The organism is Enterocloster clostridioformis, from assembly GCF_020297485.1.
Taxonomy (GTDB): Bacteria; Bacillota; Clostridia; order Lachnospirales; family Lachnospiraceae; genus Enterocloster; species Enterocloster clostridioformis.
Map to the genome: position 1 here is coordinate 1,934,086 of NZ_JAIWZC010000001.1, position 14,628 is coordinate 1,948,713.

Below are 14,628 nucleotides of genomic sequence, written 5' to 3' on the forward strand. Positions count from 1 at the left end.
ATCTGTCCGTTCCTTCTATCCTATGATGGGTCACGGGCTTACATAACTTCGGGGATTCACATAGGTCCCCCCTGAGCGGATTCCAAAATGCAGGTGGGAACCGGTGGAATAACCGGTGGAACCTACCTTTGCAATCACCTGGCCTTTTGCCACCTTTTCCCCCACGCCCACCAGCAGCTTGGAGCAGTGCATGTAGACTGTGCTCACTCCGCCCCCGTGGTCAAGCATAATATAATTGCCCGCCGAATAGCTGTATGTAGATATCACAACCTCACCATCAGCCGCAGCTATGATATCCGCTCCTGTGCTGGCGCTGATATCAATTCCCTTATGGTTGCTTGATGCCCCTTCTGTTGGAGACTCCCTGTCTCCAAAATTAGAGGTAATCCTGCTGCTGGACGGACAGGGCCACTTAAAACTAATATTCCCCAAATTCGATACGGTATACGTCTTGCCGGCTGCTTCCGCCTTTTTCCTGGCCTCTTCTTCCCTCCGCTTCATCTCGGCCTCGATTCGTTTCATCTGTTCTTCCTGGGCTTTGATATCTGCATTGTACTGGTCCAGTTCATCCTGGGCCATGGCAATCTTGGAATTATATGAGTCCAGCTCCTTCTGCTTGGAATCCATCAGCTTCTGCATGGAAGCCTGTTTTGCCTGGGTGGATTCCTGAAGCACCAGAAGCTCGCCATGCTCCTTTTCAAGGTTCTGTTCCCTGGAAGCCACCTGTTCCTTTGCAGAAGCATAGGCTGTCAGCATTTTCCTGTCGTATTCCGCAATCTGGCTCACGTATTCCGCGCGGTTCAGCAGTTCCGATATGCTGCCGGACTCCATGACCATATCGAGCAGATTGTTCTGACCGTTCTCATACATATACTTGATGCGCAGCTTCATGCTGTCATACTGATGCTCCTCCTCGCGTTTGGCCGACTCTAACTGTATCTGCGCCTGATCTATTTCCTCTTCCTTCAGGGTGATCCGGTTTCCCAGCTGTTCCAGCTCCTCTGCCAGGGAGGACAGACTGCCGTCCAGCTTCTTTACATAAGCTGCCGTATCTGCCTTTAATCCCTCCAGCTGGCTCAGGGTGCTCTCCACTTTCTTCTTTTCCTCTTCCAGGGCAGATACCTGCTTCTTGGCATCCTCTATCTCCACACTGGTGGCGTAGGCTGCAAATGCCGCCGTACCGCCTATCAAAAGACCGCCTGACAGCGCTGCCGCGCAAATCCAATGTCTCATCCTCATTCACATCCTCCTTCCCTATACCTTCAAGTGACGGTGGATGGTAAAATAACTGACGAAAAAACCAATGCCCGCACCCAGGCACCCGGCTGCGGCCGCCATATAGGGGAATATATCTCCCAGGGGTATGGGTTCAAACATGCCTGCCAGCATCTGATAGTGCTCACCGATATAGATGACTGCCTTCTGATAAAGCACATACATGCCGGCCAGAGGCACTGCCGCCCCCAAAGCGCCAAGGAGCACACCCTCCACCACAAAGGGCGCACGAATCATATAGTTGGTGGCGCCGATTAAGCGCATGATCTCATTTTCCCTCCTGCGGAAGGCCGCGGCCACGGAAATGGTATTGCTAATCAGGAAAACCGCCACAGCCAGCAGTACGCAGATAATCACGGCCGACATGGCCCCCACCATCTTTCCCGCGCTGGTCAGCCCGGCCACGGCCGTACTGGAATAGCGCACCTTTCTCACGCCTTCCATGCCCTCCAGACGCTCCACGATTTTATCCTGTTCCTCAATATCATTAAGAAATATCTCATAGGAGGCGGAACCGGACAGCGGGTTGTCATCTGCAAATCCCTCTGCCAGCTCCTCCATCCCCTCAAAATACTCTGTCTTAAAGTTCTCCCACGCCTGAGCAGCGGATATATACCGCGCCTCCCGCACCTCTTCCCAGCCCCGGATAACATCGCCGGCAGCCAGAATCTGGTCCTCCGGCATATCCTCATCAAAAAATACAGTGATTCCCACGGTTGTCTCTGCTGTCTTTGCCACATTCTGCACATTGGCTATCAGGGCGAAAAAAAGACAGAATAAAAAAATACATGCAGAAATAGTCGCTATCGATGCCAGCGAAAACAAAATATTTCTGCATATATTAATGATGCCCTGTTTCAGGCAATACCAAAATGTACTGATTCTCATTGCTGTTCATTTGCCTTTCCGGCGGAAAAAGCATGCCCGTAAGCTCTCCAAAGCCCCTGGGGCAACGCCCTAATAATATCCGCCCACATCACTGATAACCGACCCCCGTTCCATGGTAATGATCCGCTTGTTCATCTCATCCACCATTTCCTGACTGTGCGTAACCACAATCACAGTAGTCCCCCTCTGGTTGATTTCCTCCAGAAGTCTCATGATTTCATGGGTATTAAAGCTGTCCAGGTTACCGGTGGGCTCGTCTGCAAGGAGCACCTCAGGGTCATTGATCAAGGCCCTGGCAATGGCCACTCTCTGCTGCTCGCCTCCGGACAGCTGTCTGGGGTAGGCTTTGTACTTGGACGACAGCCCCACCAGCCTGAGCATCTCCGGCACTGTCTCCCGGATTACCCTGGCCGGCACCCCGATTACCCTCTGGGCAAATGCAACGTTCTCAAACACAGTGCGGTCCTTCAGGAGTCTGAAATCCTGAAAGACCACGCCTAATCTTCTGCGGTATTTGGGAATATACCTTCCCGGCATCCTTCCCAGGTCCATATCGTTCACCACAATACGTCCCTTTGTGGGTTCCAGCTCCTTGAGGAGCAGCTTCATCAGCGTACTCTTGCCGGAACCGCTTCTTCCTACGATGAACACGAACTCACCGTCATTAATGGTAAGGGATACATCCTTAATGGCCCTGTTCCCTGTCTCGTAGGTCTTGCTCACATTGCTAATCTCTATCATCCACCGACTCCGGCCTAATAATCCAGGCTTTCCATATACTTCATATACTTGGCAACCATCAGGGCAATCTTAAAGGTGATGGCGTCCTCAAAGATGCGCAGGTCCAGTCCAGTGCTCTTCTGAAGCTTATCCAGACGGTATACAAGGGTATTCCTGTGAATATAAAGCTGTCTGGAGGTCTCGGACACATTCAGGCTGTTCTCAAAGAACTTGTTGATGGTAGCCAGTGTCTCCTCGTCGAACTCGTCCGGAGACTTGCCGTCAAATACCTCGCGGATAAACATCTTGCACAGCGGAATAGGCAGCTGATAAATCAGACGTCCGATACCCAGGTTGTTGTAAGCGATGACGTTCTTATTGGCGTAGAAAATCTTGCCTACATCCAGCGCCATCTTGGCTTCCTTGTAGGAACGTGAGACTTCCTTGATGTCATTGATAATGGTGCCGTATGCCACCCGCACCTTTGTCATGGCCTCGGTGTTAAGCATGTCCAATACGGTGTTGGCTGTTTTGTCCAGCTCCCCGTAGGTCTCTCCCTGACGCACTTCCTTTACCAGAATAATGTTCTTCTCATCCACAGCCGTAATGAAATCCTTTGTCTTGGACGCGAACAGGCTTCTCACTGTCTCCAGCGCATTGATATCCTTTTCGTTGTGAGTCTCGATGATGTAGACCACGCGCTTTACATCCGTGTCAATGTGGAGCTTCTTTGCCCTGTTGTAAATGTCTACCAGCAGCAGGTTGTCGAGAAGCAGGTTCTTGATAAAGTTGTCCTTATCAAAACGCTCCTTATATGCTACCAGCAGGTTCTGAATCTGGAATGCGGCCAGTTTGCCAACCATATATACATCATCGCTGGCCCCCTTTGCTAAGAGGATGTATTCCAGCTGGTGCTCATCAAACACCTTGAAGAACTGGTATCCCTGGATAACCTGGCTGTCCGCCGGTGAATCCACGAAAACCAGAACCGAGCTCTCGGAGTCTTCCGCATCGGTAAATGTAGAAGCCAGCACTTTTCCCTCTGTATCACATATACCCAAATCAATTCTCGTAATTGCTTTTAATCCATCCAGTGTGGTTTGAAGTATCTGATTTGAAATCATTCTATACTCTCCTTTTCAAACGTATTCGGAGTAACTAATAACCCTATTTTCATATTTTAATGCAAAATCACAAAAAAAGCAAGAGAGTTGTATACTCTCCTGCTTCTTTTTACCTTAATTTTCGCTTACGGTTCTTTTGTATTAGTTAAGAACAACCAGTTCCGTATCCTTGTCGAAAATGTGAATCTTCTCTAAATCCATAGCCAGCTTGATGGTATCGCCGGGCCTTGCGGTGGTACGCGGATTAACCTTAGCGACAAAGCTTGCGTCCTCAATATCAAAGTATAACAGGACCTCGGAGCCTAACATCTCGTATACGCGGACAGTAGCCTCAAATACGCTCTTTGGAGACATAGCCAGGTAGGATTCCTCGTCGTGAAGGTCCTCTGGACGGATGCCCAGGGTAACTACCTTTCCTATGTATCCTGCGTCCTCTAACTTCTTGGACTTAGCCTCTGAAAGTGCTACGGTGCGTCCGCCGAAGCTTAAGGTTGTCAGAGCGCCGTCCTTGCCAACGGTTGCGTCTATCATGTTCATCTGGGGAGCTCCGATGAATCCCGCCACAAACTTGTTGCATGGCTTGTCATACAGATTCTGTGGGTTATCCACCTGCTGGATGATGCCGTCCTTCATAACAACGATCCTGGTACCCAGTGTCATGGCCTCGGTCTGGTCATGGGTAACGTAGATAATGGTGGTCTCCAGTCTCTGGTGAAGCTTGGAAATCTCAACACGCATCTGACCTCTCAGCTTTGCATCCAGGTTGGACAGCGGCTCGTCCATCAAGAATACCTTGGGGCTGCGGACAATGGCACGTCCCATGGCAACACGCTGTCTCTGGCCGCCGGAAAGAGCCTTCGGCTTACGGTCCAGCAGATGCTCCAGGTCGAGAATCTTGGCTGCGTCATGCACTTTCTTGTCAATCTCATCCTTTGGTGTTTTTCTCAGCTTCAGTCCGAACGCCATGTTGTCATATACGGACATATGTGGATATAGAGCATAGTTCTGGAATACCATGGCGATATCTCTGTCCTTTGGTTCAACGTCATTTACCAGCTTATCGTCGATGTAGAGCTCACCGGATGAGATGTCTTCCAGACCGGCAATCATACGAAGGGTTGTGGACTTACCGCATCCTGAAGGACCTACGAAAATGATAAATTCCTTATCGGCGATTTCAAGATTGAAATCCTTAACTGCTACAAATCCATTTGGATATTTCTTTGTTACGTTCTTCAGTGATAAACTAGCCATTCTGTCTTTTCCTCCTAAATAATACGCTTAACACATATGTGTTTTATCCTCTTTTGTAACTGCTCTTATAATACATTAAACCCCCTGGGGAATCCATATCGCAATTCCACAAAATCAAAATTGGGGTTTTAGCTAATTTGTATACGAGGAAAAAAAAATGTCCTAAATCACAAAGTATTCCAATATTTGCCGCTAACTTTTTGTTAATTATGTTAATCAACTGCGTTTTTCCAAAAAATATCGGCAAAAGCCACAAAATTCAGGGCTTAATATTCGATAAATCCTTCACCAAATACCTCTCTGGCATCGCTTACGATAACAAAAGCGCTGCTGTCAAACTCCGCCACAATCTCCTTTAACCGCACAATTTCCTTTTTTGAAACCACACAGAACAGCATCCTCTTCTCCTGATCCGAGTACATGCCCCTGGCCTTAATGCTGGTCACTCCCCTTCCCATCTGTTCCATAATGGCCTCAGCAATCTCCCTGTAATGCTCGGAGATAATATAAGCCTGTTTGGAGAACTTAAGTCCCTCTATCAGGCCGTCTGTAACCTTAGCCACACAGAAGATAGCAATGAGGGCGTAAAGAGCGGTCCTGATGCCGAACACGGAGGCGCCCGCCACCACAATCAGGCCGTCCAGCACCTGCATGATCTGGGCCAGGGTATAGTGCTTGAGACGCTTCTGGATCAGAGCCGCCAGCAGATCCGTACCTCCTGTGGTGCAGCTGGTCAGAAACACCAGGCCGGTTCCCACGCCGCTTATGATTCCCCCGAATAAGGCTGACAGAAAGAGGTCGCTTCCCAGATAGGACGCTTCCGGCAGAACATACAGGGAAACCGAGAGCATGACCGTGGCAAAGAGGGTGCGCTTGATAAACCGCCAGCCGCAGAAAAAGAATCCGGCCGCAAATAACGGAATGTTCAGCACGGTATTGGTCAGCCACAGAGGAACAGACCACAGCTCCTTGGCAATGATGGCCACGCCCGACACACCGCCTGTAACCATGCTCACAGGGTCGTAAATATTCTTGATTGCTAAGCCAATCAGGAATGTCCCTGCCACAATCATGGCATAATCCACCGCCGGATTCCTCTTCTTCATGTCTCCCCGTCCTTTCCCCAATCCATGTCCCCATGTACCGGAGCCGGCCCGCGCTGTCTGCAGCCACACACACTTCATCCCTCCGGCACATTTTACGCTATACTAAAGTATGTGCCTTCCCTATCCATTCCATACGCTTATACGCGCTCAATGGTCTTATCCGTAATACGAATCTTACCTTCCTTTAAAAGCCTGCCCACGGCCCGCTTAAAGGCATTTTTGCTCATGCTGAACTCACGCATGATAACCTCCGGCTTTGCCTTGTCATTAAAGGGAAGCACACCGTCGAATTGGTCCATGACCTTTAATACCTTCTCTGCGTCAGTACCCATCTGCACATAGGATTTCTCCCTGACGCACAAATCCAGTTTTCCGTCCTCCCGCACCCTTGTAACCCTGGCCTGGACTGTATCGCCCTCCCTGAACCTGCCGTAAAGCTCCTTTTTGGGAATGAGTCCGTAATATTTGTGGTCAACCGCCACAAAGGCCCCGATGGTTTCATTGATTTCATAGACGGTGCCCGTGACCCAGTCCTCTGCCTTATAAGGAGACTGGTTGCTCATATGGGAATAGACGCGCATGGTAGCTGCCAGGCGTCTGCTCTTGTCCACATACAGAGTGACAAGGCACTGCTCCCCTTTTCTCACCGGGTGGGTCTGCTCCTTAAACGGAAGGAGCAGGTCCTTCTCCAGTCCCATATCCAGAAAAGCCCCGATTTTGGACACATCCTTGACCTCCAGCTTCGCTGTCTCGCCCACCTGCAGTTTTGGCTTTCCCGTGGTGGCAATCAGGCGGTCCGATGAGTCTTTATAGATGAACACCTCCACCTTGTCCCCAATCCCGGCTCCCTCCGGAACCTGCCTCTTTGGGAGAAGAACAGCCGCCTCATCCCCCTCCTTCTCAGCCAGATACACTCCGAATTCTTTTTTCCTTATTATTTCAAGCTCCTGCACTTTTCCTAATTCAATCATCTCAATCTTCCTCCTGTCCTTTTGTCATCAGCCATACCACAGCGCAGGTTTCTCCTGTGCTGCCCTCAAGGACCACTGTCCACTCCCGGCAGTCCTTTCCCCGGGCCATGCTTACCCGCGGAGTCAGGACATCTCCCAATACAGCCGCCTTTTTGTAATCCGCCCGTAACTCCTTTATCACAAGCCCCTCCGGTATGGCCTCCCTGGCCATCTCCACATACTGGGCATTATTCACATGGTGGTTTGTGTCAATGTGGTGTCTGGCAACCACGATAGGTTCACCTGCCTCGCAGTCTCCCGGCACAGGTATCTTCCTGGGACAGGGGCTTAATACCAGTCTCGGCTCCGGCTCGCCGTAAGGCGCCGTGTCCCCGGGCTGCACCCGGATCGGGACGTTCTTATCCGTATCGTAGAGGAACCACAGGGATTCAGCCCTGACCACATCCGTCCCCTCCTCATCCCGCAGAACGAAGTTCCGGTAGCCGTATATGCCCTTTGAGGCACAATGCCATGTTCCCACCGCCAGCCTCTCCCCCAGCCTGGGATACCGGTCTATCATAATCTGCCAGGATGACAAAAGCCACGCCTTATGGCTGGCCTCCAGATAACCCACTCCCACACCGCAGTCCTCTGACTGGAATGTACTGCAGTCCTGCATGTAATTGATGATGCCTGAAACCGACAGGCACCCTCCTTCGTCCGTTTCGCTGTAACGGACCCTGCTGTTAAATGTATACATATCAACCTCATTCTCCCGGGACCGGGACGCGGCTTTTGCTGCCGGCGCTTCCATGTCCCGCCCCGGTATTATGCCATTCATTGTATCATAAATTCCCTTGGGTATACAAGCAAAATCCCACAGACTTTCATCTGTGGGATTAATAACTGGGCTACAAGGATTCGAACCTTGAAATGACGGAGTCAGAGTCCGTTGCCTTACCGTTTGGCGATAGCCCATTATTCAGTTTATCCGCAGCGCCCTGCCCTGACTGTTTGTCCTGATTAGCGGCTGCGGAATTTATTATACCCATATTGTGGCATTTAGTCAAGGACTTTTTTTGATTTTTTTAATTTTACCTTACGGGCAGGCATCCTCTGCGTCCGATTAGTCAGGAATCCACCCTTCCAGCGGATTGGATACCTTCTCGATAAAGAAATGGAAAATTACATCCATCCGTCTATACAGGCGGAAAACAGCAGGGAGGCCGGAAGAAACGTCAGGACAAAGGCAAGGCTGGTGATGGGCGATGTGCCCAGTCCGGCTTTTGTAATCAGGCTGATGCCCAGCGCGCTGAATATGACGCCTGCAATAAACATGCTGTAACGCTTCAATTTATCTGAGTTTTTCACGTGCTTACACCTCAATAAATTTTTTAGGTTTTTCTGTGCTTTCTCACCAAGGTAAGATGGGCGTACATGGTTACCGCCGCACTAAATCCCAACTGTACATAATACGCAATACCTCTGGACAATACCATGGCCGGCAATAGCAGATCCCCGTAAAAAATAGGGTCGAAAATAGTCAGGAACAGATGCTCGCTGATTCCCATGCCCCCCGGGAGAGGCAGCATATCAGCGGACACGGAAATCGTTGACTGGAGAAGCACCAGGGTAAGCATGGCAGTCCCCTTTAGCTCAAAGGCCCTGTATACAAAATATGTCACTGAAAACAATGCCAGCCGCTGGCAGAAGGTGAGGAACAGCACCCCCAGCAGCACATGCTTGTGCTGGCGCAGGAAGGCAGCCGTGTCATTATAGTGCTCCATGGTAAGGAGCAGGCGCTCTGTCCTGGAGGTTTTCTTTTTAAGGAAATGGAAATGTTCCAGAAGTCCCAGAAGCCGCATTACCATGTCCCTGGCAAGGGAGGTGTGGAAAGCCAGAATCAGCAGGGCGGCGCAGAACACCACATTAAGTCCCAGCCCCAGATAGTAGACAGGCATGACCTCGTACAGGTAACGGTTTAAAAAGCCCTGGCCGAATATGGCCAGCAGACAGCCAATCACCACCAGCACGGATTTGTATGTAATGGTTACCACCATAAGCACCACCGTGGCCACAGGCACCGGTATCATGTTCTTCCTCATATAGTAGACCTGGGCCGGCTGTCCTCCCCCTGCCGAAGGCGTGATGCAGCTGAAGAAGAAACCCACGGAGGAATACAGAAAGCAGGTCCTTCTCTTTGTCTTTATGCCCAGGGTGCCGAACAGATAGTGCAGGATGGCAGACTCCGTCCATATGAAAAAGATAACGCAGCCAACTCCCATAAACAGATATACGGGAGATGCCTCGGATATAGTGTCCGCTATATCGCTTAAATCCCTGCCTGAAAATACACTGTAAATGGTCAGAACAAATACTGTAAGAAGGAATATCCCATTGAGCAGATTCTTCTTTTTATCAGACATGTCTTCCCCCTCTCTCCATCGTCTGCTGTTTTTTCGTATCCGCGGCTCCATGTCTTTGCAGCTTTACGTTCTCGCGGCTCCGCGGCTTCCTGCCTCCATGGATATCCGGACCTCCAGGTTCCCTCCCCGCAGGGTTCCCGGTCCGAAAGCAGAAATATAACAAAAAATCCCGTCAGGCAAAACGCCTACGGGACCAAGATTTAACAAACTGGGCTACAAGGATTCGAACCTTGAAAATGACGGAGTCAGAGTCCGTTGCCTTACCGTTTGGCGATAGCCCATCAACACAACGAGATGTATTATATAATATAGTCAGCATTTCGTCAAGTACTTTTTTCATTTTTTATCCAATTTTCCGATTAGACTTTTTTGTTTTTTACCGATACCACAATTCATGGCCGTTTTTACCCTTTTTTCATCCCTACCCCGTTGTCTCACCGGGAACATCTGAGCAGCTCCTGAAGCTTTTTCATGGATCGGTTATACTTGGACAGTACCGTGGCCAACGGCATCTGGAGAGCCTCCGCCACTTCCCGGTGCTTCATGCCTGCGGCTGCGTGAAGGAGCACAATCTGACGCTCCTCGCGGCTGATTCGGCCCAGGGCGTCAAGCAGCACCTTGCGGTCCGCAGCCTGTTCCAGGGGAGCGCAATACTCCCCCTCCTCATTCTCAGCCAGGTCCTCCAGTGCCACATCCGCCTTCATCTTCTGCTCCCTGAACCGCATGTAGCAAAGGTTCCTGGCTATGGTGAACACCCATGCCAGAGGCTTGCCCTGGGGAACATAGGAACCTGCCTTGGTCCATACGGTAAGGTAAGTGTCCTGCATTACATCCTCGGCCTCCTCCGGATTCCTGGTTAAGGACAGGATAAAGCTGTACACAGGCCTGGCCGTGTCCTGGTAAAAGAGGTGGAACGCCTCCATATCCCCATCTCCCATGGCCTCTATCATCTCTTCCTGCGACATCCAGCGTCCCCCTTCCAGGACCAGCCCGGCGCCCATATCAAGCTTACTCCCGGCTTTCAGAGATAAAGCTGTTTTCCATGGTTATGACGCAGCAGCAGCGCCTGTCTTTTTTCGCCACGTCCTCAGTGATCCTTGCTTTCAGTTTACCCAGAACCGATGGCTTATATTCCCTGGGAACCACCAAATCAAAAATCAGGTTGATGCGCTCCGCGCCATCCACCATCCTGAAGTCGTGAAACGTAAGCCTGCTGTCTATGCTGTCCAGGACAGATGTCACTAACTCCTTAAACTCCACCACCCTCTCGTCGTGGGTCTCCACCGGGTCCATGTGGATGACCAGCAGAATTCCCATCCGCCTCATGGCCTCCCTCTCAATGTGGTCAATGATTTCATGTGTACGTTCCACGTCGCAGTCATTTGGCACCTCTGCATGAATGGATGCCATGCTTCGCGAAGGACCATAATTATGTACAATCAAATCATGACTGCCCACAATTCCGTCAAAGCTCTCCACAAAGCTTGTTATTTTGTCATAAATCTCAGGGTCAATGGCTTCCCCGATCAGAGGTGCCAGGGTATCCTTGGCTATGTTCACGCCTGCAATCATGACCACCACAGAAACGATGAGTCCCACGATACCGTCCACATTCAGTCCCAGTGCCCCATAGATTCCGATGGAGCATATGGTAGCCGAGGTGGTGGCCACATCGCCCAGAGCATCTGCCGAGGTGGCCAGCATCACTTTGGAATTAATACGTTTTCCCAGCTTTTTATTAAAACAGGAAAGCCACAGCTTAATGCCCACAGACATTAAAAGTATGAGTATGGATATCCATCGGAAGCTCATATCCTCAGGATGCAGCACCTTGCCAAAGGAGGTCTTGAACAGGGAAAATCCCACCTGTATGACCAGAAATGCCACGATAAAGGCCGCAATATATTCTATCCTTCCGTGACCAAAGGGATGGTCGTCATCCGCTGGTTTTTCCGCCATCTTGACACCCACAAATCCAATAATGGATGAGGCTGCATCCGACAGATTATTGAACGCATCTGCCATAACAGATATACTGTGCACCAGGATGCCGATACAAAGCTTGGATACAAAAAGAAGCAAATTGCAGCCGATTCCCACCATGCTGGCCAGGGTTCCATAAGCCGTCCTTATCCGTACATCCTCCACATTGTCATAATTTCTTACAAATCTTCTCACTAAAAATTCAGTCATATCAAATCACCATACTCCACATTTTCCAGGAATAACCCTTCAGGCGGGGCGGTAAAACCAGCCACAGAGCGTTCCCTGGCCTCCAGGATGCGGGCCATTTCCTCCGGCTTTCGCTTGCCCACTCCCACCTCTATAAGGGTGCCTGATAAAATCCGTACCATCTGCTGCAAGAAACCATTGCCCGTAAAGGATATATGGATTCTGCTTCCCATCTGTTCAAAGCAGATGGATTCAATGGTTCGGACTGTTGGTTTCTTCATTTTCTTATTGCCGCAGAAGCTTTTATAATCATGAGTTCCCGTGAGGATTGCCGCTGCCTGTTCCATCTTCTCCACATCCAGTTTCTGCCCTAAGCCATAATAATAATGGCGCTCAAACACATTCTTTTTTGAAGCTGTCTCTATCTGGTAGCGGTATGTTTTTTTCACCGCGTTCAACCGGCTGTGAAACCGCTCCGGCATCACGCATGCCCTTGTAACGGCAATATCCTCCGGCAGGTACCGGTTCATATAATCCAGAATCTCATCCGGTCCCATCCTCTTCACCAGATGGAAGTTAGCTACCTGGCCTTCTGCGTGGACACCTGCATCTGTCCGGCCTGAACCGTGGACCTCCACCGGACTGCCTTCCAGCTTTTCCAGAACCGCCTCCAGCTTGCCCTGGATGGTTCTGTCTGTATTTCCCTGCTTCTGCCAGCCGTCGTATCTGGTGCCGTCATAGGACAGCCACACTCCTATATTCATTCTCTGCCTCCCTGTCTTACCGTTCTCTTCTTCCGCAGGCAGCACATCACTCCCGCGGCGATCGCCATCCCCACGGCTGCCCCGCTCATATCCAGCCACACATCGCTTATCTGGCCTGACCGCCCCGCTACAAAGATCTGGATGGTCTCATCTACAAAAGGAACCATAAAAATCAGCATCAGAGCGTCTCTGTTACATATTCTATGTCTTCCGTATAACCCGTACGCCCTGGCCGTCAATCCACCCAGCACAGCATACTCCGCAAAATGGGCTGTTTTCCTGATGATGTGCTCCGTCAGCCACAGATGCTCCCAGCCCAGGGATTCCATGGCTCCCCGGACCTTCTCCAGAAGGAAACCGCTTTCCTGGGAAGAGATGGAGGCCGGTGTCAGTGAATTGCCGTATATGAAGCATATATAGACCAGTATCACCACATGCCACCGGTTCAATGCTGGCCTGTTCCTGTTCTCTGGCATTTACCGTTTCCCTTCTTCCAAAAGAACGCCGCTTTCCCTGACAGCCCTTATGGTCTTATTGAGCATTTTCTCATCCTGAACCAAAGCCAGGCGCACATATCCCTCGCCGGAGGGACCAAAAGCGCTGCCGGGCGTGACCATGACACCGGCCCGCTCTACCAGTTCCATGACAAACGCCTCAGAGGTGGTATAATGCTCCGGAATGGCGGCCCACACAAACATGGTGGCCACCGGCCGCTCCATCTTCCACCCAATGGATGTAAACCCGTCGCACATAATATTCCTGCGAGTCTCATATGCCTGTCTTGTGGCCTGCACACAGGACTGGTCACCTGTAACCGCCGCAATGGCGGCAGCCTGCACAGGAAGGAACATACCGTAATCCATGTTGGATTTAAGCAGCTTCAGACGCGACACCACCTGGGAATTGCCCAGGCAGAATCCGATTCTGGCTCCGGCAAGTCCGTATGTCTTAGACAGGGAATTAAATTCCACGCCTATTTCCTTTGCCCCCGGAAACCGCAGGAAGCTTCCGCATTCCCTTCCGTCGAACACCAGGTCGCTGTAGGCATTGTCGTGAAGCACAATAATATCATATTTCCTGGCAAAGTCTATGAGTTCCTCATAAAATGAATCCGGCGCCATGGCTGTGGTTGGATTATTGGGATAGGACACCACCATAAGCTTGGCCTTCCTGGCCACGTCCTCAGGTATCTCGTCCAGGCGGATGATATACCCATTTTCCTTTCTCTGGGGCATGTAGTGAAGTCTGGCGCCTGCAATCTGAGGTCCGTCGCCAAATACAGGATAACAGGGGTCTGGCACAAGCACCACGTCCCCTTCGTCCACAATGGACAGCGCGATATGGGCCAGCCCCTCCTGGGAGCCCAGCAGGGAACATATCTCTGTTTCAGAGTCCAGTTCCACCCCATACCGGATATTGTACCATCCTCTGACTGCCTCCAGAAGTTCCTTTCTGTCGCTGATGGCATACACATAATTAGAGGGCTCTGCCGCTGCCCTGCACAATGCCTCCATAATGTGGGGCGCAGGCGGTATGTTGGGAGCTCCTATGCTGAGATCAATGACCTCCTCTCCCTTTGCAGTCTTTTCCTTTTTAATTTCAGCCAGCTTTGAAAAGATTCCCTCTCCAAACCGGTCCATCCTTTTTGCAAATTCCATATTATTCATCCTTCCTCTCCGTATATCTGCAACTGTATATTCCTTACAGTCCATATCCAGCTCCCAACTGCCGGCCGCCGGATTCCTAAAAACCCATCAGACAGACGATGACTGTCAAAAAAACAGCCGGCAGCAGATTTCCTATCTTAATCTTGCTTCCGAGAACTCAACAGCCGTTTGGGAAGCCCGCCTTTCAACAAAAGCCCTACTCTGCATCCGGCCAGTACGCCCGCCACGTTCACAATCGTACCGAATCCCGCCATATCACTTATCCTGCCTGTTCCTTGCTCA

The 14,628-nt window shown here is 50.6% G+C and carries 14 protein-coding genes, 2 tRNA genes and 1 pseudogene; all 17 read right to left on the bottom strand.

Annotated elements, in window-relative coordinates; all coding sequences use genetic code 11:
- Window positions 1-30: 30 nt before the first annotated feature.
- Window positions 31-1,239, bottom strand: a complete 1,209-nt coding sequence (locus tag LA360_RS09725) for a murein hydrolase activator EnvC family protein (RefSeq protein WP_022200944.1) — start codon at window positions 1,237-1,239, stop codon at window positions 31-33.
- Between the two features lie 15 nt (window positions 1,240-1,254).
- Window positions 1,255-2,163, bottom strand: a complete 909-nt coding sequence (locus LA360_RS09730; RefSeq protein ID WP_022200945.1) for a cell division protein FtsX — start codon at window positions 2,161-2,163, stop codon at window positions 1,255-1,257.
- Between the two features lie 69 nt (window positions 2,164-2,232).
- Window positions 2,233-2,904 (bottom strand): cell division ATP-binding protein FtsE, encoded by a 672-nt coding sequence (gene ftsE, locus LA360_RS09735; protein ID WP_002588568.1) that lies wholly within the window; start codon window positions 2,902-2,904, stop codon window positions 2,233-2,235.
- 14 nt (window positions 2,905-2,918) lie between these two features.
- On the bottom strand, window positions 2,919-4,007 hold the full coding sequence (locus tag LA360_RS09740) for a PucR family transcriptional regulator (protein WP_022200946.1): 1,089 nt from the start codon (window positions 4,005-4,007) through the stop codon (window positions 2,919-2,921).
- Window positions 4,008-4,148: 141 nt separating this feature from the next.
- Window positions 4,149-5,261: an ABC transporter ATP-binding protein gene (locus LA360_RS09745; protein ID WP_022200947.1), complete on the bottom strand. Its 1,113-nt coding sequence runs from the start codon at window positions 5,259-5,261 to the stop codon at window positions 4,149-4,151.
- 266 nt (window positions 5,262-5,527) lie between these two features.
- Window positions 5,528-6,367 carry a YitT family protein gene (locus LA360_RS09750; RefSeq protein ID WP_022200948.1) on the bottom strand — a complete coding sequence of 280 codons (840 nt, stop codon included), beginning with the start codon at window positions 6,365-6,367 and terminating at the stop codon, window positions 5,528-5,530.
- Between the two features lie 137 nt (window positions 6,368-6,504).
- Complete coding sequence (locus LA360_RS09755; protein ID WP_022200949.1) at window positions 6,505-7,338, bottom strand: CvfB family protein; 834 nt, start codon at window positions 7,336-7,338, stop codon at window positions 6,505-6,507.
- Window position 7,339: 1 nt separating this feature from the next.
- Window positions 7,340-8,077: an acyl-[acyl-carrier-protein] thioesterase gene (locus LA360_RS09760; protein ID WP_270270742.1), complete on the bottom strand. Its 738-nt coding sequence runs from the start codon at window positions 8,075-8,077 to the stop codon at window positions 7,340-7,342.
- A gap of 146 nt (window positions 8,078-8,223) precedes the next feature.
- A tRNA-Gln gene (locus LA360_RS09765) sits at window positions 8,224-8,295 on the bottom strand.
- A gap of 210 nt (window positions 8,296-8,505) precedes the next feature.
- Window positions 8,506-8,688: pseudogene (locus tag LA360_RS09770) on the bottom strand (DUF6198 family protein); the annotation flags it as partial.
- A 23-nt stretch (window positions 8,689-8,711) separates the two neighbouring features.
- Entirely contained in the window at window positions 8,712-9,743 is a 1,032-nt protein-coding gene (locus tag LA360_RS09775) for a lysylphosphatidylglycerol synthase transmembrane domain-containing protein (protein WP_022200951.1), read from the bottom strand.
- Between the two features lie 208 nt (window positions 9,744-9,951).
- Window positions 9,952-10,024, bottom strand: a tRNA-Gln gene (locus LA360_RS09780).
- Between the two features lie 153 nt (window positions 10,025-10,177).
- On the bottom strand, window positions 10,178-10,744 hold the full coding sequence (locus tag LA360_RS09785; RefSeq protein WP_002588585.1) for an RNA polymerase sigma factor: 567 nt from the start codon (window positions 10,742-10,744) through the stop codon (window positions 10,178-10,180).
- Between the two features lie 7 nt (window positions 10,745-10,751).
- On the bottom strand, window positions 10,752-11,936 hold the full coding sequence (locus tag LA360_RS09790) for a cation diffusion facilitator family transporter (protein ID WP_022200953.1): 1,185 nt from the start codon (window positions 11,934-11,936) through the stop codon (window positions 10,752-10,754).
- Window positions 11,933-12,679 carry a tRNA pseudouridine(38-40) synthase TruA gene (truA, locus tag LA360_RS09795; RefSeq protein ID WP_022200954.1) on the bottom strand — a complete coding sequence of 249 codons (747 nt, stop codon included), beginning with the start codon at window positions 12,677-12,679 and terminating at the stop codon, window positions 11,933-11,935. The genes LA360_RS09790 and truA overlap by 4 nt, the downstream gene beginning before the upstream one ends.
- Window positions 12,676-13,155 carry a VanZ family protein gene (locus LA360_RS09800; RefSeq protein ID WP_022200955.1) on the bottom strand — a complete coding sequence of 160 codons (480 nt, stop codon included), beginning with the start codon at window positions 13,153-13,155 and terminating at the stop codon, window positions 12,676-12,678. Before LA360_RS09800 ends, truA begins: the two co-directional genes overlap by 4 nt.
- A complete protein-coding gene (locus LA360_RS09805; RefSeq protein WP_057571990.1) occupies window positions 13,156-14,337 on the bottom strand; it encodes an aminotransferase class I/II-fold pyridoxal phosphate-dependent enzyme in 1,182 nt (393 codons plus the stop codon).
- Window positions 14,338-14,628: the final 291 nt, after the last annotated feature.